The 22,954-nt window shown below is 42.9% G+C and carries 10 protein-coding genes; 7 read left to right on the forward strand and 3 right to left on the reverse strand.

The annotated features are described in order from the left end of the window. Window positions 1-55: 55 nt before the first annotated feature. From HUW48_RS17025 to folK, 4 genes are all read left to right on the forward strand, one after another. Window positions 56-907, forward strand: coding sequence for a hydroxypyruvate isomerase family protein (locus tag HUW48_RS17025; protein WP_182416416.1), 852 nt, complete (start codon window positions 56-58; stop codon window positions 905-907). A 45-nt stretch (window positions 908-952) separates the two neighbouring features. Continuing rightward, window positions 953-4,027 carry a PVC-type heme-binding CxxCH protein gene (locus HUW48_RS17030; RefSeq protein WP_182412088.1) on the forward strand — a complete coding sequence of 1,025 codons (3,075 nt, stop codon included), beginning with the start codon at window positions 953-955 and terminating at the stop codon, window positions 4,025-4,027. Window positions 4,028-4,425: 398 nt separating this feature from the next. Then, the gene (locus tag HUW48_RS17035) at window positions 4,426-5,277 is read left to right on the forward strand and encodes an alpha/beta hydrolase family protein (protein WP_182412089.1); all 852 of its coding nucleotides are present in this window, start codon (window positions 4,426-4,428) and stop codon (window positions 5,275-5,277) included. Between the two features lie 282 nt (window positions 5,278-5,559). Then, on the forward strand, window positions 5,560-6,042 hold the full coding sequence (gene folK, locus HUW48_RS17040) for a 2-amino-4-hydroxy-6-hydroxymethyldihydropteridine diphosphokinase (protein WP_182412090.1): 483 nt from the start codon (window positions 5,560-5,562) through the stop codon (window positions 6,040-6,042). Window positions 6,043-6,190: 148 nt separating this feature from the next. On the opposite strand, the gene fabD is transcribed toward folK, so the two are convergent. Together fabD and HUW48_RS17050 are read right to left on the reverse strand one after the other, a co-directional pair. After that, entirely contained in the window at window positions 6,191-7,066 is an 876-nt protein-coding gene (gene fabD, locus HUW48_RS17045) for an ACP S-malonyltransferase (RefSeq protein WP_182412091.1), read from the reverse strand. Between the two features lie 424 nt (window positions 7,067-7,490). Beyond that, on the reverse strand, window positions 7,491-8,822 hold the full coding sequence (locus HUW48_RS17050; RefSeq protein ID WP_182412092.1) for an NAD(P)/FAD-dependent oxidoreductase: 1,332 nt from the start codon (window positions 8,820-8,822) through the stop codon (window positions 7,491-7,493). 488 nt (window positions 8,823-9,310) lie between these two features. On the opposite strand from HUW48_RS17050, the gene glgX reads away from it, so the two are divergent. The 3 genes from glgX to treY all read left to right on the forward strand — a co-directional run bounded on the left by glgX (window position 9,311) and on the right by treY (window position 17,815). Continuing rightward, on the forward strand, window positions 9,311-11,488 hold the full coding sequence (gene glgX / locus HUW48_RS17055; protein ID WP_246343525.1) for a glycogen debranching protein GlgX: 2,178 nt from the start codon (window positions 9,311-9,313) through the stop codon (window positions 11,486-11,488). Window positions 11,489-11,583: 95 nt separating this feature from the next. After that, window positions 11,584-13,437: a malto-oligosyltrehalose trehalohydrolase gene (gene treZ, locus HUW48_RS17060; RefSeq protein WP_182412093.1), complete on the forward strand. Its 1,854-nt coding sequence runs from the start codon at window positions 11,584-11,586 to the stop codon at window positions 13,435-13,437. A gap of 154 nt (window positions 13,438-13,591) precedes the next feature. Next, window positions 13,592-17,815 carry a malto-oligosyltrehalose synthase gene (treY, locus tag HUW48_RS17065; protein WP_182412094.1) on the forward strand — a complete coding sequence of 1,408 codons (4,224 nt, stop codon included), beginning with the start codon at window positions 13,592-13,594 and terminating at the stop codon, window positions 17,813-17,815. 83 nt (window positions 17,816-17,898) lie between these two features. Here the strand turns inward: treY and HUW48_RS17070 are convergent, their stop codons facing one another. Continuing rightward, window positions 17,899-22,371, reverse strand: coding sequence for a cache domain-containing protein (locus HUW48_RS17070; RefSeq protein WP_182412095.1), 4,473 nt, complete (start codon window positions 22,369-22,371; stop codon window positions 17,899-17,901). Between the last annotated feature and the right edge of the window lie 583 nt (window positions 22,372-22,954).

Below are 22,954 nucleotides of genomic sequence, written 5' to 3' on the forward strand. Positions count from 1 at the left end.
TTTAAATTATTAATTCGTGTCTGAAAATAATTCCCGCCGGAAGGCGCTCCAAAAAATGGCCGGCTCTGTCGCTGCCGTTACTCTAGGTACTTCTCTTACAAACCGACTTGCTGCTGCCGATGCGCAAATGGGCGATAAATTAAAAGGCAAAGTAAACCATTCAGTTTGCCGGTGGTGCTACGATAAAATTTCATTAGACGATTTGTGTAAGGCCGCCACTAAAATTGGTTTAACATCTATTGAATTAGTTGGCCCCGAAGAATGGCCTACTCTTAAAAAATACGGCTTAACGTCGGCTTTGCCCTGGGGGGCCGGTATGGGCATCGATAAAGGCTTTAACGATCCGCAGTACCACGATGCCTTGATAAAAAGCTATGAAGAAGTTATTCCAAAAGCTGCCGCTGCGGGCTTTAACCAAATCATTTGCTTTTCGGGTAACCGCCGCGGCATGGACGATGAAAAAGGCATGGAGAATTGTGCCGTTGGTTTAAAACGCCTTATGTCTACCGCCGAAAAATACAAAGTAACCATGGTAATGGAGCTACTTAACAGCAAAGTTAACCACAAAGATTACATGTGCGACCGCACGCATTGGGGGGCAGCCCTGGCCGACAAAGTAGGCTCGGACCGTTTTAAATTATTATACGACATTTACCACATGCAAATTATGGAAGGCGACGTGATTGCCACCATTAAAAAATACCAACAGTATATTTCGCATTACCATACCGGTGGCGTACCCGGCCGCAACGAAATCGACGAAACGCAGGAATTGTATTACCCGGCCATTATGAAAGCAATTCTGGAAACCGGTTATAAAGGCTATGTCGCCCAGGAATTTATTCCGAAACGCGAAGACAAGCTGGCTTCCTTAAAACAAGGAGTTCAGATTTGTGATGTAGCCTAAATTTTTAAAATAATTTATTATCAAGCATCCGGAAAACAGCAAAAGATGATATTTAAAAATTTACCCCATACGCTACAGCCAGTTATACAGCACCGCTTATTTAAGCCGGGTGCCGGCCTGGCTTTGGCTACCTTACTCTCTGCCAGCCTGGCATTTAACCTGAATAAGGCACATTTATTCGTGGCCGATCCTGAAACGGATGGCCTGGAAACGGCGGCTGGTTTGGAGACTAAAACGTTTGCCACGGCTCCCATGACCTTAAACTTAACCAATATGGACATTGACGCCAAAGGTAGGGTTTGGGTTACCGAAGCCATTAACTACCGGCTCCAGCATAATCCCGAAAATAAAGGCCGCCCCGAAGGCGACCGGATTTTAATTCTGGAAGATGTAGACGGCGATGGCAAAGCCGATAAGCAAAAAGTATTTTACCAGGGCAAAGACGTAGATGCCGCGCTGGGAATTGCGGTAATGGGCAACAAAGTAATTGTATCGGCTTCGCCGAATGTGTTTGTATTTACGGATACCGACGGCGACGATAAACCCGATAAAAAAGATTTACTATTTACCGGCATTGGTGGCGTGCAACACGACCACGGCATGCACTCGTTCACGTTTGGCCCCGATGGTAAATTGTATTTCAACTTTGGTAACGAAGGCAAGCAAATCAAAGACAAAAACGGTACACCTATTGTAGACCAGGCTGGTAATGTAGTAGCTGATAACGGCAAGCCTTACCGCCAGGGCATGGTATTTCGGTGCAACCCCGATGGCAGCGAGTTTGAAGTATTAGCCCATAATTTCCGGAATAACTATGAAGTAGCCGTAGATTCTTATGGAACACTGTGGCAATCCGATAACGACGATGATGGCAACCGCGGCGTACGCATTAATTACGTGCTGCCTTACGGCAATTACGGCTACCAGGACGAGAAAACCGGGGCCGGCTGGAGCGCTTACCGCACCGGTATGGAAACCGAAATACCGTTGCGCCACTGGCATTTAAACGATCCAGGCTCGGTGCCTAATTTATTGCAAACCGGCGCCGGCTCTCCTACCGGTATGCTCATTTACGAAGGCAAACTATTACCAACGCCATTCCAAAACCAAATGATTCATTCGGATGCCGGTCCGAACATAGTGCGGGCTTACCCGGTTACTCCGGATGGAGCCGGTTATAAAGCCGAAATAGTAAATATTGTGAAAGGCGTGAAAGACCAATGGTTCCGCCCATCTGATGTTACCGTAGCGCCCGATGGTTCTTTGTTTATTGCGGATTGGTACGATCCGGGAGTAGGCGGTCACCAGCAAGGCGAAACGCAAAAAGGACGCGTATTCCGGGTAGCTCCGCCAAGCACCCCGTACACCGTGCCTAAAATGGACTTAAGTAATGCGGCCGGAGCCGTTAAAGCTTTGCAAAGCCCTAACCTCGATACCCGTTACCAGGCCTATACTGCCTTGCAGCAAATGGGTAAAAAAGGCGAGAAAGCATTAGTTAAACTATGGAAAACCGGCGAATCGCGCCAACGGGCCCGGGCTCTGTGGTTACTCAGCAAAATTAATGACCGTGGCGAAAAATACTTAAAACAAGCCTACCAGGATAAAGATGATAATATCCGGATTACTGGCTTACGCGCGGCGCAAGAATTAAAGTTAGATGTTATGCCGGTTTTAAAAGGCTGGGCAAAAGAGGCTAATCCGCAGGTTCGGCGGGAAGTAGCTTTGGCTTTACGTTACAGCAAATCGCCGGAAGCTCCTGCCATTTGGGCCGACCTGGCCAGCCAATACGACGGGAAAGATCGCTGGTATTTAGAAACCTTAGGCATTAGTTCGGATTTACAAGCCGATGCTTTCTTTACTGCCTGGGCAAGCAAAGGCGGCGCTGATGTAAGCAAAGCTAGCGACCAGGATATTATCTGGCGCTCTCGCTCTACAGAAGCTTTACCTAAACTGGCTCAGATTATTCAAAATATCAACAACGCCGCAGAGCTACCGCATTACTTTAGGGCTTTTGACTTTCATGCGAATTCACCGGAGAAACAACAAGCTTTAGCTAGTTTACTCGATGGCAATGGACCGGTACAAAATCAAATAACCACTTTGGCCCTACAAGCCAGCGACCAATCAGCGCAAAAAGATGCCAAGTTCCAGGCCGCCTTACGTCGGACCATTGAAGCGTCGCGGGGTACCAAACAATTTGTAATGTTGTTAGACCAATATGGTTTGCCCGAATTTAATCAGGATTTACAAGCTCTGGCACTTACTAACCCCGAAAGCGAAATAGCCCGGGATGCCGCTCGTGCGCTGGTAAAAGCTCCGGGTGGAATTGATGCCGTTGCCAAAGCGCTTAACAGTAAAGATGCGCAAGTTGCCACAGGCATGCTAACCGCCGTAGGCAATTATGAAAGCGGCAAAGTAAAAGATTTACTGCAAAGCGTCATGCTGGATACTAAACGCCCATTAGAAATCAGGCAATTGGCTTTACGCAAACTAGGAACGGGTGGCAGCGGCGAAGACCGCCTGGTAGAACTCGTTAAAAACAAACAAATTCCGGCTGAATTAGAAGAAACAGCTGGTACGGTTCTCTTACGCGCCTGGCGGCCAGACATTAAAGAAGTAGCCGCCATTTACTTTAAAAAACCTAGTCGCGAAGGCAAACCCTTACCTCCTGTTGCGCAGTTAGCTACCCTAACCGGCGACCCAACCAATGGGAAAGCAATTTTTGCCCAAACCTGCAGCGTTTGTCACAAAGTAAATAACGAAGGAGCCTGGTTTGGTCCGGAATTATCCGAGATAGGCAGCAAATTACCGAAGCAAGCTTTGTACACCGCTATTTTACATCCGGATGCGGGTATTAGTTTTGGTTATGAAGGATATACCATTAAGCTGAAAGATGGCAGTCAGGTAGTAGGTATTATTTCCAGCCAAACCGAAGATAAAGTAGACGTTCGCTTACCTGGTGGAGCTGTTATGAGCTACGCCATGAAAGATATTGTTTCTAAAAAGCAAATGGATAAATCACTGATGCCAGCTAATTTGCAACAAGGTATTTCGGAGAAAGAACTCGTGAACCTGGTAGAATATTTAAGTTCTCTTAAAAGGGCAACGGCTAAGAATTAAAAATTTTAAAATTCAACTTTTCACAAAGGTTAAAAGTAAAATCCCGGTTATGTACACGTAACCGGGATTTTTTATGAGTAGAACTTTCAAGAAAATCAATTTATACTTAATAGTAAAAAGCACTTTTAAAAGTTCAAACCCGGCAGGTTTTAAAAACTGCCGGTTTTATACCGCTATAATTTAACTTTTATTTTAATAGGCAACCGTTAAGTATGATGGGGTATAAGTTGTTTGTGAAGTAACCAACGACGGCAACGCCCTAGAGCAGGGTTAGTACTACCCAATTTTGCTAAACTTCTAAGGCGAATAAAAACTTATTGGTACTTAATCGGGTATGTTTTTTAAAAATAAAAGCATCAACCCCATTCATTTTTAAATTTTACAAGTAGTTTCGAAAAATGGCTTCAATCAAGAAAATAGATTTTTTTTTAACCCCAGCGCACGGCCGGGCTTTTGGCGTTGATGCCCGTTTTATTCCTGATCAGCAAGCAAAGCCAATAATTATTTTTGTGCATGGTTTTAAAGGATTTAAAGATTGGGGGCATTTTAATTTACTGGCCGATTATTTTGCAGGACAAGGTTTTGTTTTTATCAAGCTTAATTTGTCGCACAACGGCACTACCCTTAACGGCGACGATTTAACAGATATGGAAGCCTTTGGCCGGAATAACTTTTCGATTGAGTTAGACGATTTAGGAACCTTAATCGATTATTTATTTCATTCACCTGCCGAGTTGCCGCAGGAGGAAACGGACCTGAATAAACTGTATTTAATTGGTCATAGCCGGGGCGGTGGCTTAGTAATTTTAAAAACAGCCGAAGAACCACGGATTAAGGCTGTAGCGGGTTGGGCACCGGTTAGCGATATGGCCATGCGCTGGCCCGAGCAAGTACTAAGCGATTGGCAAAAAAATGGCGTTCATTATATCTACAATGCCCGCATTAACCAAAACATGCCGCTTTACTACCAGTTGGTCGAAGATTTTCGGGCGAACCATGCGCGTTTAGATATTCCTTCGGTAGTAGCTCGTTTACAACAGCCTTTGTTAATATTTCACGCTGAAGACGATGAAACTTTACCAATAAGCATGGCACACGAATTAAAAGCCAATCAACCCAACGCCGAAGTAATTATTTTGCCGGAAGGCGGGCACACTTTCGGGGGCAAGCACCCCTACCCCGAAACTTCTTTGCCACCAGTTGCTCAATTTATAGCTGACCAAACCATTTCTTTCTTTCGGAAATTTTAATTTGAAATGAGAGTGCGAGCTAATAAAAAGATGTATCAAAATCAAAGCTATTTTACTTCAACTCCGTCATTCTGAAAGAATCTAATCAATCACCCACTGATTAGATTGTTTTAAAATAACCTAATTATCCGGGCAGAAGATTGATAAACCAATTTTATTACTATTAGTTAGCTGCTAAAAAGAGTCTTTCGGTCTAACAGGTTTGAAGAGTTGATGCAAAATTAAAAAATTTAAAAAATCTCTTTCACTGTGATCTATTTACCTTGTAATCTTAACTAAAAAATGCCTACTGTTTATTTATTATTGGGGAGTAACTTGGGCAACCGCGAAGATTACCTGTTACAAGCGCGTAATTTAATTAAAGCACACTTAGGAGAAATTAAACAGCAATCCGGTATATATGAAACAGCGGCGTGGGGAGTAGAAAATCAACAAGCTTTTCTGAACCAAGTGTTGGCCGTAGAAACCGACCTAATACCGGAAGAATTGTTACAGGAAATAAACTTTCTGGAGGCCGAGTTGGGCCGGGTACGACGCGAACGCTGGGGTGCCCGGGTTATTGATATTGATATTTTGTATTACGCAGATTTAGTCCTGCAAACGCAACGTCTCACCATTCCGCATCCGGAACTGCAAAATCGCCGGTTTACCCTGGTACCACTCACCGAAATTGCTCCCGATTTTACTCATCCTGTCTTAGCACTGACTAATCAGCAATTACTAAAGCAATGTCCGGATTTATTAGAAGTTAAAAAATTTAAATAAGTAGTATGTTATAAGTGATAGGTTCTACGTTTTTCAAGTTTATCAAGTAAACCTAAGTACCAGAACAAGATTAAATTAAAACATTACTGTTCTGCTACTTAAAACTTAGAACCTATAACTTACGACATAAAACCTACCACCAAAAACTTTAAAGTGCCGAGGCTACTTCTGCGTCTTTGTTTATTTTTTTTACTAAACCTTGCAAAACTTTGCCGGGTCCACACTCCACGAATAAAGTTGCGCCATCGGTAATCATGTTTTGCACGGTTTGGGTCCAGCGCACAGGTGCGGTTAATTGCTTAATTAAATTTTGCTTGATTTGCTCCGGGTCGGTGTAGGGTTTGGCGTCTACGTTTTGGTAAACCGGGCAAATAGCTTCGTTAAATTGAGTGTTTTTAATAGCTTCGGCCAATTCCGCTTCGGCGGGTTGCATTAACGGCGAATGAAAAGCGCCGCCTACGGGTAACGGTAAAGCCCGTTTTGCTCCGGCTGCTTTTAACTTTTCGCAGGCTAACGCAACGCCCTGGTTGCTACCCGAAATTACTAACTGCCCCGGACAATTGTAATTAGCGGCCACCACAATCTCGTCAATTTGGGCGCATACTTCTTCTACGGTTCTATCATCCAGACCCAGGATAGCCGCCATGGCCGAAGGGTTCGCTTCGCAGGCTTTCTGCATAGCTTGCGCCCGTTTAGCTACCAACAACAAAGCATCTTCAAAAGCCAGCACTTTATTAGCTACCAACGCCGAAAATTCACCTAAGGAATGCCCTGCTACCATTTCGGGCTTAAAATCAGGGGCTACAGCAGACATGGCTACGGAATGTAAGAAAATGGCGGGCTGCGTTACATTGGTTTGCTTTAGTTCCTCGTCGGTGCCGGAAAACATTATTTGGGTAATAGAGAATCCTAATAACGCATTGGCTTGATCAAATAAGGCTTTAGTGGCCGGATATTGCTCGTATAAATCACGGCCCATGCCAGAAAACTGCGAACCCTGACCAGGGAAGATATATGCTTTCATAAATAAAGGTTTAAAAATGAACTCCGACGATTTTAGTAAAACCTTAACCATACGTGGCCAATAAGGTCGCCGGAACGAGGCACAATGTTAGGCATTATTTTCAAAAAGTAAATCTGATTTCAAATTTCCGGATTCATTAAAAGTAAAGCGGCAAAAGTATCCAGATAGTAGACTCTAGCCCATTGTATAAGTAAGTAACAGATTATCAATTTACTATTTTATTAATTTCGGTAACAAGAATTTAAAACTAATTTTGATCCGTTACCTAACTCTAGTTGGATCATTCTTTTTTATTCGAATCAGAAATAACAAGACAGTTTTAAATAAACCTGCCAGAGTTTAGACTATAATTAAAATCTGAACTAAAAACCTTGTTTCGCTCCAAAATGTAAGGTTTCTGAGTAAGGAGCCAGTAGATCCACTCCTACCCTACTGCTTTTTCCGTTACAGCTTCTACCGGAATATTTTCTTTAGGCTTGCCCATAATTAACCGGATACCTTTATCGAATGTAAAGTAACTCCCCATCCAGTTTACCAGCACGAACAGCCGGTTCCGGAAACCAATAATGGAAATCAGGTGAATAAACGCCCAGATAAACCAAGCCAGAAATCCTTGCGTTTTAATTTCTTTTGAGAAAATCTTTAAATCGGCAACGGCCTGGTTACGGCCAATAGTAGCCATGGTACCTCTATCGTTATATTGGAACTGCTTTAGAGATTTACCCGAAATTAAACTTCTTAAATTTTCACCTAAAAGATGCCCTTGTTGAATAGCGGGTTGAGCCAACATAGGATGACCTTCAGGATTTTCGGGAGTAACCATAGCGGCAATATCGCCAATGGCAAAAATATTCTGGTAACCCGTTACCCGGTTATATTCATCTACCTGCAAGCGGTTGCCTTTAAGTAAGCTTTCTTTCCGGATTCCGGCCACCGGTGCACCGGTAACACCCGCCGCCCAGATTAAAGTCCGGCTAATCAGTTTTTCTCCGGAATCTAATAATACCGTGTAGCCATCGTAGGCTTTTACCCGCCGGTTAAACCAAATTTTCACGCCAAAATTTTCCAGGTATTCCCGCGCTTTCTGCGACGCTTCCGCCGACATGCCTTTTAATAATAAATCGCCGCTCTGAATTAAGTGGATGTCCATTTTAATAAAATCCAGCTCTTTGTAATCTCTCGGAAAAACGTGTTTGCGCAACTCGCTCAAGGCACCGGCTAACTCCACGCCCGTTGGACCGCCGCCCACAATTACGTAATCCATTAAACTATTTAACTGCTCTTCATCGTCAATTTGCAAGGCTTTTTCAAAATTGCTCAGGATGGTATTACGTAGAGCTAGAGCATCCGGTATGTTTTTGATTGAGATAGCCGTTTTTTGAATTTGCTCATCGCCGTAAAAATTGGTAGTAGCACCGGTAGCAATTACTAAATAATCGTAGCGAAGCAACCCAATAGAAGTTTCGACTAATTGCCTGGAGGTATCAATGGACTGCACTTCGGCTAGCCGGAAATAAAAATTTTGCTGCTCGTCAAAAATTTTCCGGAAGGGATAAACAATCGAATCGGCTTCTACGGCGGCGGTACCCACTTGGTACAACAATGGCTGAAACGTATGAAAATTTTGCTTATCGATTAAAACTACTTGCACATCGGCGTGCCGCAAGGCTTTTATTAATTCCAGGCCGGCAAAGCCTCCTCCAATAATGATTACCCGAGGTTTCCCGGTTTCTGCTATTTTGGCGTTTTTTGACATATAGATAGCCGCAATCCTTGGTTTTTGTATTATGCTGTAATGGCCTTGGTTGCTCAATGGCTGTCCTACCCAGGCCAAAATTCTATCTTGCTTTACTTCTTCCGGCTCGCAAAGGTTATTAGACCTAAACAGGTACTTTTAAAACCGGTGAGCTGCTTTACCACTCACTTAACTGCCCGGCTTGGTTCTCGTATAAAAACGGATCAGGCTTTTAAACTACCTCCGTATAAAATTTTAGCACTACGGAAAGAAGCAGAACTTATACTGATTTTCCCCTTTTTACTCTCATTTTAACGTTAAGGATGTCCGGTTTTTCGTAGGATGTCCTTGAACTTTCCCTCAGGAACTTATTTATTAATAAATTTTTCATTTTTTATGCTGCTGATTTTTAGCAGGAACCATTCGGCTAAACCGGCTTTACTCCCCCGCTGGTTATACTATTTTATGCCTTCAACGTACATGCAATCCAAATTAATTTGTTTAACATTATGAATGAAAACGACTCGACACTTTATTCGTACGAACCTGTAATGACTAGAAGTCCTGCTATATATCCCGGAAAACCATATCCTTTAGGAGCAACCTGGGACGGAGAAGGAGTTAACTTTGCTCTTTACGCCGAGAATGCCACTGGAGTAGAACTTTGCTTATTTGATTCGGAAGAAAGTCAAAGAGAAAGCCATATAATTTTAATTTCGGAACGTACGCACCAGGTGTGGCACGTCTATTTGCCTTGGGCAAAGCCCGGACAATTATATGGCTATCGGGTTCACGGCCCTTTTGATCCCTTAAATGGCCATCGGTTTAATCCCAACAAAGTACTAATCGACCCTTACGCGAAAGCTATTTCAGGTACTATTCAATGGCACGAATCCATGTTCGGCTACGAAATGGATCACCCCGAAAAAGATTTAACCTTTAATGATAAAGACAATGCGCCTTACATTCCTAAATCCGTAGTTATTGATCCTTACTTTGACTGGGACGGCGATAAAGCTCCGCGTACCCCTTATCATAAATCCATTATCTATGAAACGCATGTAAAAGGCTTTACCAAATTGCACCCGGCTATTCCGGAAGAAATTAGAGGTACGTATGCCGCCTTAGCGAACCCGGTAACCATTCAATACCTTACTTCTCTGGGAATTACGGCCATAGAATTAATGCCGGTGCATCATTTTATAAACGATAGTATTTTACAGGACAAAGGTCTTTCCAATTATTGGGGGTATAATACTATTGGTTTCTTTGCCCCGGATGTTCGCTACTCCAGCAGTGGGGTTATGGGAGAACAAGTAGCCGAATTTAAAAATATGGTGAAAGAGTTCCACAAAGCGGGCATTGAGGTAATTCTGGATGTGGTGTATAACCATACCGGCGAAGGCAATCACATGGGTCCCACGCTTTCTTTCCGGGGTATTGATAATGCTTCTTATTACCGGCTGGTCCCGGAAGATAAACGGTATTACATGGACTATACCGGCACGGGTAATACCTTGAATGCCATGCTACCCAGTACCTTGCGCCTGATTATGGATAGCCTCCGTTACTGGATTTTAGAAATGCACGTAGATGGTTTCCGGTTTGATTTGGCCTCGGCTTTAGCCCGCGAATTGCACGATGTAGACCGGCTGGGTTCTTTCTTTGATATTATTCACCAGGACCCGGTTATTTCGCAGGTAAAATTAATTGCGGAGCCTTGGGATATTGGAGAAGGCGGTTACCAGGTAGGAAAGTTTCCGCCGGGCTGGACCGAATGGAACGGAAAATACCGCGACTGCATGCGCGATTTCTGGCGCGGCGAACACGCCATGCTGCCCGAATTTGCCAACCGTTTAACCGGCAGCTCCGATCTGTATTTCGACGATTACCGCCGTCCTACGGCCAGCGTTAACTTTATTACCGCGCACGATGGTTTTACCCTAAACGATTTAGTATCCTACAACGAAAAACATAACTGGGACAACGGCGAAGAAAACAACGACGGCGAAGATCATAACCGTTCCTGGAATTGCGGCGTAGAAGGCCCGACTGATGATGAATGGGTTAATACTATCCGGAACCGGCAAAAGCGCAATTTATTAACTACCTTATTTCTGTCGCAGGGAGTGCCCATGTTGGTAGCCGGCGACGAAATTAGCCGGACGCAGAACGGTAACAATAATGCTTATTGCCAGGATAACGAAATTTCGTGGTTAAACTGGGATAAAGCAGATACCGGATTGCTAAACTTTACCCGTAAACTGATCCACTTGCGTAAAAATCATCCTATTTTCCGGCGCCGCCGTTGGTTCCAAGGGCAACCCATTAAAGGAATCGGGGTAGAAGATATTGCCTGGTTTTTACCTGATGGCTCCGAAATGAGCGAAGAACATTGGAACCAGGATTACGCTAAATCTTTGGCAGTGTATTTGAGCGGGGTTGGCCTCCATTCCAAAGGCCCGAAAGGCGAACACGTATTCGACGATTCGTTTTATATTATTTTTAACGCTTCGGATATTCCGCTGGACTTTACGCTGCCTTCTAAAAAATACGGCGACAAGTGGACGAAAATATTGGATACCAGCGAAAATGTTGTAGACGAACCAATAGGTGTTTTCAAAGACGAAGAATCCATTCGGGTAGACTCCCGTTCCATTGTACTCTTGCAACATCCAATTATATAGCCGAAAGACCATAGTCGATGTTTAACGGACTATAGTCTATGGACTATGAACCAAAGACTATGGTCTATCGACTATCAGCCAATAACAACACTAAAATGAATTTAATAGATACCAGCAAACGCACGGTGGGAGTTAATTTTACGCCTGCCGGCGAGGCTTCCGTAATTTTATGGGCACCGCTTTTAAAAAATGTGGCGATTAATGTTGTGGGAAAAGAAAAGCTACCACTTCAACAACAAGAATACGGATATTGGGAATTAACTACTAACCAAATTCAGCCTGGCGACCGGTACAAATTTGTATTAGACGGCGAAAACGAGTTCCCCGATCCGGCTTCTTTGGCCCAACCGGAAGGTGTACACGGTAATTCGGAAGCCATAGATATTACTAATTTTACCTGGACGGATGCGCAATGGAACAACATTCCGCTCGCCGATTATATACTTTACGAACTTCATACCGGTACATTTACTCCGGATGGTACTTTTGCGAGTCTGGCCGAAAAGCTGGATTACTTAAAAGATTTAGGAGTAAATGCCATTGAAATTATGCCGGTGGCGCAATTTCCGGGTTCCCGCAACTGGGGCTACGATGGCGTATTTCCGTACGCGGTGCAACATTCCTACGGTGGCGCTCGCGGCTTGCAACAATTAGTAAATATCTGCCACCAAAAAGGAATAGCCGTGGTACTGGATGTGGTGTATAATCACATGGGCCCTGAAGGAAATTACCTGGGCACCTACGGGCATTACTTCACCGATAAGTACAATACACCGTGGGGCAACGCTATTAATTTTGACGATGCCTGGTGCGATGGCGTGCGCGAGTTTTTTGTGCAGAATGTATTAATGTGGTTCCGCGATTTTCACGTGGATGCTTTGCGCTTAGATGCCGTTCATGCCATTAAGGATTTTAGTGCGGTGCATATCCTGCGGGAAATTAAGCTGCACGTAAATCAATTAACGAAAGAAACCGGCCGCACCCACCACTTAATTGTAGAATTAGACCTGAATGATCCGAAGTTTATTAACCCCTTAGAGGAGCAAGGCTTCGGCATGGATGCCCAATGGATTGATGAATTCCATCATGCCTTACGCGTATCCGCTACCGGCGAACAAACCGGTTATTATTCTGATTTTACCGGAATTAGCCATTTAGCCAAAACCTACCAGGATGCTTACGTGTACGATGGGCAATATTCACCGCATCGGTTTAAAAAATTTGGTTTAAAAGCCGAAAACAACCCGGGGCAGCAATTCATTGTATTTTCACAAAATCACGACCAGGTAGGTAACCGCATGCTGGGCGAGCGCACCAGCCAACTGGTTAGTTTCGAAATGCAAAAGTTAATGGCGGGTGCCGTATTAGTAAGTCCGTACGTACCCATGTTGTTTATGGGAGAAGAATACGGCGAATCGAACCCGTTTTTGTACTTCGTAAGCCACACCGATACGGACCTGGTAGAAGCCGTACGGAAAGGCCGCAAAGCTGAATTTGCCGCTTTTCACGCGTTAGGCGAAGCACCCGATCCGCAATCCGAAGACACGTATAACCGCTCCAAGCTGCAATGGAATTTAATTCCGGAAGGGCAACACCAGGTTCTATTTCGCTACTACCAGGCACTTATTAGCCTCCGGAAAACGCATCCGGCTTTGCGCCAACTTAACCGGCAACAACTGGATGTAGTGAGTAACGAAGCAACCAACACCTTGCTCCTACACCGTTGGCACGAGAACCAACACGTACTTTGCCTGATGAATTTTTCCAATACAACGCAAACCATTACGCTCCCTACTTACGCTGAAAGCTGGCAAAAGCTTTTCGATTCCGCCGACCTGCAATGGAGCGGTCCGATCGGCTCACCTAATACTATTACCAGCGGAATAAGTATTTCGCTGCAACCCGAATCCCTGGTTATTTATAGTACTACTCAGCCCACTATCAGCTAATCCGGCGTAGTTTAAAGAACAACTCTAAAACTAAATACCCGTACTTTCAGTTTTTATCTGGAGTACGGGTAATATTTCCTGTAAAAATCAGCCCTGATTTTAGATTTACGTACTAGTACCTCTAAAAGCCTTTTCAATTATTTTTAATAAAACTATGTATAACCCTGTAGCAACTTACCGCCTACAATTTCATAAAGAATTTACTTTCGAGGATTTTGCAACTATTATTCCGTACCTGCAAAAACTGGGAGTAAGCACTATTTACGCTTCGCCAATTTTAGAAGCCACTCCCGGAAGTACCCACGGGTACGACGGCGTTAACCCCCACCGGGTTAATCCTGAAATCGGGAACGAAGATCAACTGAAAGATTTAAGTAAAAAATTAAAAGAACAAGGCATTGGCTGGTTGCAGGATATTGTACCCAACCACATGGCTTTTCACCCGCATAACACTTGGTTGATGGATGTACTGGAAAAAGGTCCCCAGTCGGCCTACGCCAAGTTTTTTGACGTAACGCAAACCAGCGACACTATGAAAGGTCGGATAATGGTGCCTTTTTTAGGTTCCCCGCTGGAAGATGTTATAAAAAACAAAGAATTAAAAGTTGCCTACCACGAAGAGCAGCAACGCCTGGTTTTACAATACTACGATAGCGCTTACCCGTTGGGCTTCCATTCCTACGAAACTATTCTGGGATTGGGAGAGCCTTCGCAAGCCATTCAGCAAATATTGGCTACCCTGGAGCAATTGCATCAAACCGAAGAAGCAACTTCTTATACCGCTGCATTTACCGATTTTCAGCAACAGTTGGCTGGTTTAATGAAAAATGAAGCAGTACGTTCTTCCGTAGAAAAATCGTTGGCGGAAATAAATAACAGCCCGGAAAAGCTTACCCAAATTACCGATGAGCAGGCTTATCGTTTGTGCCATTGGCAGGAAACCGACCAACAAATTAACTACCGGCGCTTTTTTACCGTTAACGGCCTTATTTGTTTAAATATTCAGGACTCCGAAGTTTTTGATACTTATCATCAGTACATTCAGGCATTGCGCGAAGAAGGCATTTTCCAGGGCTTACGCATCGACCACATCGACGGCTTATACGATCCTACCGGCTATTTAGAACAACTCCGGAAATCTACCGGGGAAGAAACCTACCTGATTGTTGAAAAAATACTCGAGCCCGGCGAAGACATTCCGGAGAATTGGCCTATTCAGGGAAATACCGGTTACGACTTTCTATCGTTGGTAAATAACCTGTTTACTCAAAAAAGCAGCGAACAAGCTTTTACCCATTTTTACCACCAATTAGTAGGCGAAGGCGCCGAAGTGCAGGAACAAATTCACGAAAAGAAAGCCTATATCCTGAAAGAACACTTGGGCGGCGAACTGGAGAATTTATACCAGCTTTTCCTGGATTTAAACTTACTGGAAGAAAATCAGCTTCATTCGCTGGAGCCAAACGTTTTAAAAGAGACCATTGGTGAGTTCCTGGTACAATGCCCCATTTACCGGTTCTACGGCAATCAGTTTCCGTTAACCGAGACTGAAACCGCAGAAGTAACAGAAGTTTTGGACCGCATCCGGAATAGTAAACCTGATTTGGCTGCGGCAGCCGATATGTTGGATGAAATATTTCTGAAAAAACCTTTAGAAGCCGACGGAGAATATAACCTGCGGGTGCAAAAGTTCTACCAGCGCTGGATGCAGTTTAGCGGCCCATTAATGGCCAAAGGCGTGGAAGATACGCTTATGTACACCTACAACCGTTTTGCGGGCCACAACGAAGTTGGCGACTCGCCGGAGGCTTTTGGTCATTCGCCGGCAGAATTCCACGACCGCATGTTAGATCGCCAGAAAAAATGGCCTTTAAGTATTAACGCTACTTCTACCCACGATACCAAACGGGGCGAAGATGTACGGGCGCGCTTAAACGTGCTCACCGATTTGCCGGAAGAATGGCTGGAAAAAGTACAGGAATGGCAGCAACTCACCGCCGAATCAAAAAAAGTAAATAAACCCGATAGTAACGACGAATATTTTATCTATCAGACCTTAGTAGGAGCTTATCCGTTTCCCGGCGAAGACGAAGCTGGTTTTGGCTCCCGTTTAGAAGAATATTTACAGAAAGCCTTACGCGAAGCCAAAATAAACTCCAACTGGACCACCCCGAACGAAGAATACGAACAAGCGGCCAAGACTTTCGCGACTAATTTGTTAGATAAAAGTACGCCGTTCTGGCAAAGCTTCGAACCCTTTTATAAGAAAGTAGTTGATTTAGGAATTGTTAATTCTTTAGCCCAGGTAGTATTAAAATTCACTTGTCCTGGTGTACCAGATACTTACCAAGGCACCGAATTATGGGATTTAAGCCTGGTAGACCCGGATAACCGTAGGGCGGTAAATTACGAACAGCGCCAAAGCTACCTCGAAGAATTAGATGCCTATGATTTAAATAAGCAGGAAGCCCTTTGGGCCGATTTATGGCAAAACCGAAACGATGCCCGCATAAAACTCTGGCTTACCCGTAATTTATTACTCGAACGCCGGAATAATGCCGATCTTTTTGCGAAGGGTAAGTATATACTGTTAGAAGTAGAGGGCACCTATAAAGATAATGTTTTTGCCTTTGCCCGCAAGCACTTGCGTACCTGGTACGTGGTGGCTGTGCCGCTGCATGTTGGAGTACTTTGTCAGGAACAAGGAGTTGAAGTTTCTGATATTGATTGGAAAGACACGAAAATAGTTTTACCAAAAGACGCCCCGGCCGATTGGCAGAACATGTTCCTCCGGACATCGGGTAAATATGCGCACGAGCTTTCTGCTAAAGATTTATTTAGTGTACTACCGGTGGCTTTGTTAAAGCTGCAGGCCGTAAACGAAAGAGGCGCCGGTATTTTAATGCATATTACCTCCTTACCTTCGCCGTTTGGCATTGGCGATTTAGGTCCGGAAGCACGGAACTTTGCCAAATTTTTACACCGCAGCAATCAAAAATACTGGCAATTGCTACCGCTTAACCCCATCGAGCAAGGGCAGGGCTACTCGCCTTATTCATCTATTTCCAGCCGGGCCGGCAATCCTCTGCTTATTAGTCCTGAGTTGCTGGTAAAGGATGGTTTATTGCCCAATGTGGATCTGCAACCATACTATTTACCGCAAACTGGTTCGGTGGATTTCCAGGAAGCCCAACGGGTAAAAGACGAAATTTTAGAACTAGCCTGGCAAAATTTTAAAGCCGGCGACTTTATTACGGTGCAGCAGCAGTTTCTGGATTATTGCCTCACCGAAGCGGCCTGGCTCGACGATTTTGCCTTATACATGGTACTCAAAAGCCAAAATGGTGGTTCGGCCTGGTTCCAGTGGCCCGAAGAATTTAAACAACGCGAATTACAAGCCTTAGCCGACTTAACCGAACAAAATCAGGAAACACTGGATAAAATAAAATGGGTGCAGTTTATGTTTGCAAAACAATGGAAACGCCTGCGTACCTATTGCAATAACCGGGGTATCCAGCTTTTCGGCGACATGCCGTTTTACATTTCCTACGACTCGGTGGATGTGTGGAGTAATCCTGAGATTTTTGCTATTGACGAAGAAGGTAATATGACGGGAGTAGCCGGAGTGCCACCCGATGCTTTCAGCGATGATGGCCAGTTGTGGGGCATGCCTGTGTTTAAATGGGATGCATTGAAAGAACGCGACTACGATTGGTGGGTAGGTCGTTTGCGGAAGAACATAGAGTTGTACGATATTGTGCGTTTAGACCACTTTAGGGCTTTCGCCGATTACTGGGAAGTTCCTGCTGGCGATACTACGGCCCGTAACGGGGAATGGAAAACCGGCCCCGGCGCTGATTTCTATACCTTCATGGAAAAAGAACTGGGCAGTCTGCCATTTGTTGCCGAAGATTTAGGCGAGATAAACGACTTAGTATTAAAACTACGCGACGATTTTAACTTGCCGGGCATGAAAATTCTGCAGTTCGCTTTCGGCGACGAAATGCCGCAGAACGATTACATTCCGCATAACTACGCCCGCAACTTTATTGCCTACACCGGCACCCACGACAACAATACCGTTTTAGGTTGGTACCGCCAGGAAGGTCATAAATACCACGATCAGATAGAACACTACGTAGGCCGCGACTTAACTGAAGAAGATATGTATTGGGTTATGAGCCGCCTGGCTTATGCGTCGGTAGCAAAAACCGCCATATTACCTATGCAAGATGTGCTCGGCATTGATGAACAAGGCCGCATGAACACGCCCGGCCAGGGAGAAGGCAATTGGGGCTGGCGCCTCTTACCCGACCAGGTAACTCCCGAAGCCGAAAGTTTACTAAAAGAATGGACCTGGTTGTATAACCGGGGATAAAATAATTTATGATTATAAAGCAAAGCTTCCTGGCTGGTACTTTCAACCGGCTAAGAAGCTTTGCTCATTTAATGCTACCGCAATTACTCACTTTTACTCTCTTTATTCGCCAGAAATGAGGGAATTAGTAAACTAAAGCGGGGTAATATACTCAGGAAGGTAGAAACTGCCGTAAGTACAGCAATAATATTTGCCCAACTGGTTTTCTGGGTAAAAAAGAAAAATAATATAGCGCCAATCAATACTAAAAGAAGCGGTGTTTTGTATACCGCCCAACTACTACCCTGCGTTGAATTCTTCTCAAGGCGCAAAGCATCCTCCGGATTCACGGCTACCAGTATAAAGTTTTTAAAGCTCTCGTTCATAATTTTTAATAACCCATCTTTATCAACTATTAATAATCCTTTGCCTAGTAACGACGATAATACCTGTACATTCTTCGAATTTACTAAACCATCCTGGGCCATATCAAACAAAAAATATTGCTCTTCGGCCGTACAGGAATGCCATAAACTCCAGTAATAAAACTGAGCTAAATTTTGCAATCTTGAAACAACGTCGGCTCTTTGCAGAGTAATGGTTGAGTAATTTTCGTGCACGAAATTTTGCATTACTTTTATATAATGCTTCTCTAAGTATTCCGCGGCGGCGCATTCCTTTTCTATCAACCCTAACAAATCAGCTTTAGAATTTACTAAATATTCCGGGGCAATTTTATAATTCCACAACAATTTATGCTCAGCCGGAAGGAATGATACAGGGTGTTGCAGCGGTTGGTACATTTTGGTGTACGTATTCAGGAGCACCAGCAATTGTTGCAGCAAATGCGTGTACTCCGTATCAACCAAAACACGGCCGCTTTCCAGTTGTTTCTCTTTTAAGCTATCCTCCCAAACGGATGGATGCAGCGTAGATTGCAGAATTATTTTAGCATCCGGAAATGTAAGCAATGCCCGTAATATATAAATTTTAAGCTCCAGCGAAGTTTTAGAAAACAATTCGTAATCAAAGTTCTGAATTAACAGAAATACAACCGGAGGCCGCTTCTTGAACTTTAAGGAATAGTAAATTCTCTCTTTCTTTAACAGAGAAGTAAGTACTTTTAGAGTAGTGTTAAACTTATTTTTAGCTGTAATTAGGTCATCGGCATTGCCGCTTGTATCCAGATTAAATTCTTTAAACAGGCAATTATAACCTTTATTTTCTTCAGAAATTATCTCTTTTATGTCCGGCGAATGCGGCAAGGAAATCAGGAAAATTTTGTTTTTATCAGTTACCTGCAACAAACTTAAATCCCAGTGCTTTGTTTGCGCATTGGCGACCAAATCTATATTAAACAACCGCTTAATTACAAAAGAAATTAACGTATAAAACAAAACCAGTAAAACGCTTATATCTATCCAAAAAATCCAACCCGATTTACTAAATAAGGAAGGAACCTTGTACTTAGGCATATAAGAAGAAAGCCAGATATGGTTCTCCTGATTCTGATAACTGAACTGCAAATAATGGCGATTGATTGGTTCCCAACGGTCAGTATAGCTGGTTTTCAGAAAATAGCCATTGGCTAACACATTCTGAAAAATAGGTTGCAAAACAGGAATAAAATTATTTAATAAATCCGTTTCTCCGTTTAACTGTGGCCATGCGAGCCCTACTATATTACTTACTTGTACTTTTTGATTAGGCGGTTGTGGAGGTTCAGGCGTTAAAGCAATAATTGGCGTAAACTTGTTTGATTTAGTAAAAATATAAGCGATCGGATAGTAAATGCGTTTAGATACAACCGAATTAGTAGAATAAGTAGTTTGGTTAAAAAAACGAGTATAAGGATAACCCATTTTGGTTAGAATTTTAACAGAATCGGGCACTACCGATTTACGCAAAGAATCTAGCACAGTAGCTTTATTTCCCCGCAATGAGTAAAATACCTTCATGTATTCGGGGCAATAAGGTTTTGTTTGTTTTCGAAAAACTACTGCCGGAGGAATATAGCCTAAAATCTCGGTAATGGCTGTATATCCGTAATTGTAATTTTTTACGTTTTCTAAATCTTGCGCTAAGTAGGCTTGATTGTATCTTACCGCTAACTCGGCCTCGTAATTGTAGGCTACCCGAAACAGCATAAAAGCAGGTAACCCACTTATTAGGATAGACCAAAAAACCAGCATGGCCACATAAATGCGGCAGTACTTTTGAGCTTCCGGTAAAATATATTTAATTACTTTTAACTGACAACAGGAATGAAGTAGTTTGTTTATTTTGGGATTTTGATCAATAGTTAAAAAAAGTAAAATTACCAGAATCTGAAATAGTCCTGCCAGAAGGAATACACTAAAACTAACCAGCAGTCCAATAACATTAAAGCCAACTAAAATGAGCCACGACTTACGTAAGGTTACCCGGAAAGAAGTGCAGTTTAAAGTACTGTAAATAAAAACAAAAGTATAAAGAGCGGCATAAACATGAATAAAGTAAACGCTTATCTGATAACGGATATTCGCAATTAACAATATCAGGGAAATTATAAAAACCAGCGCAACTGTTATTTTAAAATAATAGAAACTAATATCTCGTTTGGGCCATAACCATTTAAACGAAATATCAAATAAACCTTCGTTCAGATAAATAATAAAGGCCGTTAAAATAGCAATAGAAACCAGGTACAGCGAAAGAAACATGGCCGTGAGTACCACCAAATTCAAGTTAAAAGCGCGGTGGTACGCATCATTCACAAATGTTACCAGAAAAAAAGGCAGATCCTTAATAGGCGACACAAATAACTGCTGCTGGTTGCCTTGGTAATTACTCGCAAAATGAACGGGAATCTGCCCGTAAAGTGCCGCTTTTAAGTAAGGATTATTGCCGGTTTCTTCCAGCAGATTTTCATTTAAATTAAGATTCTGATTTTGGTGGAATAATACTTTCCCGGATTTATCTATCAGGCAAAAGCCATAACCCGGCGGCAATAAAGTTTTATATAGCGAGGATAACTTGGTAGCGAGCGCTACTACCCGGATTTGATTTTCTGTATCGGTAGTGAGATTACTTTTTGTGCTCAGGACGGCGTATTTCTCTCCATCGGTGGTAGAGGTAATAGATTCTAAAACAAATTTAGGCGTTTCCGTACCTAAAGCCCAACCCCCATTTGCCTGAATTACTCTAAAATAAGGGCGGTAACCCACATAAGCGCGGGTATTATTTTGATTTAGGGGTGCCCAGGAATTAGTCATCATCCCATTTCTGTCAGACCAGAACACGCGGTAAAATGCCGGAAAATAATTTTCTGATGTTTTTTTTATTCGGTTATTCTGGTCAACGGATAACCAAAATGGGTTAGGTTTAAACCTGGAATCTTTAGCAGAGGCAGCCTCTTCAAAAACCTTAATTTGCGCTAAAAGGAATTTTATCTCTTTCTTAAGATTGTGTTGTAATTCTTTCGAAAATTGTTCTAACCGTTCTTTTTCGGTAAACCGGTCTACTCCATAATAAGAATAGCAATCAAAAATCAACAATACAACAAGAGCCACTCCGAGCACCAGCGAGAGGAAAGACAGGAGAACATCTTGCCGGTACAAACGCTCTTGTTTGTTCATGAGGGCCAATTTCAGAAATGGGAAACCCATAAAAACCAGCACTACCATTAAAGCTGCCAGGCTTACGATGTGAATAGGAATAGCCCGGCTTTCTGCTTCGTACTTTTCGGCTGGCATGGCGCCATACAAAATCCATTTTTCGTCAAAACCTACCCGTTGCGTAAGAGTAAATAACTTATAAGGCACCCCGGCAATACTGGCCTGCGCCGGACCATTTTCCGTGGATTTATTAGCTAAAACCCCCAGAGTATCTAATGGTATTAAATCAGCACTGTGCCCGGAATTATAAACAAGGGTATAAGGAGGAACCATCCGTTTTTTTTCATCTTCTTTGGTTCCGGATTGCCTTAATACAATCAGGTAATCAAATGCATCTCCGCGCATCAGCGAGTTCAGCAAAGAATCTACCGGTACTTTAATATAATATTCATTATTCCTGATCTTCCCGCTTAACTTTCCTTTTCTTGAAATTTCATCCTCTAATAAGCGAAAGGCCCGCCCGCTTATTTTGGTTTTAAAATGCAAATAGAGCTGGCCATTTTCTTCCTGGTAATCGATTTTTTTGGTTGTATTTGGTTCTTCGGCTTTTTGCCCGGAGTCTTTAAAGTGAAACCGCAAACCAAATTTTCCGGTTAAAGAATCCCTTCGGTCGGCTGTTCTTAGAGCAGTCAATAGTGTTTCATTACTAAGGCTATCTGCTTCTTCAAACAGGTTCATATCAGATACTGTTTTTAAAATAGCATTTGATACAAAACTACTGCCCACGTATAAATTGTAGTTTCTGACCGAAGTACTCATATTTTCGCCTATTCGCTGAAGTACCCGGTAGCTGCGGGCATTTATGCGCTTTTCATTTTCCGGTACATAGCCAAATACATAAATTAAAGTAAAGGCAATTATACCCAAGCTGGTAAGCAGTAATACCGTAAAGTGGCGCGTTTGTCGGCTAATAGCGGGCATAACTAAACTTTTATATTATTGTAAATATTGATCGTGCATGCCGCTTAAATTTTATTTAGTAAATATTTACCAGTAAAAACAGGTAATACAGGGTGCGAAAGGAAGAATATAAAGTGGCTTTGCCTGGCTCCTACCAGCAGACATTTAGTAATGTATTAAATTTAACTTTGAATAGTAAACGCTAACAGTTTAATTAATAATTGATTGGCAAATAGCTATTTACGTGATCAATAACTGATTCTAAAATACACTGCTCATAGAGCATTCGCAATACTCATTTTTCAGTATTTTTTATACGATTTACCTTATTTTATAAGCAAAATGGATAGTCTGGAGCTTGCTCCAGTCAAAATAGAGGATAAATAAGACAGATATGTTGCACGCTCTACTAAAAGCCAGCTTGAAGAGGAAATTAAATGGAAAGGAAATAAGTAGGCCCGTTCTAGAAAAAACAGAAAGAAATAAGAGAAAATTGTTTAATGGCTTTTTTATTAAGGGATAAACCAATAGCTTTCTTATCAAAACACATTGGTAAAAACTGCCATCTAACTTAAGAGTTAATAATTACGCCTACTAGCCTTAA

It is taken from the genome of Adhaeribacter radiodurans (assembly GCF_014075995.1).
Classification (GTDB): domain Bacteria; phylum Bacteroidota; class Bacteroidia; order Cytophagales; family Hymenobacteraceae; genus Adhaeribacter; species Adhaeribacter radiodurans.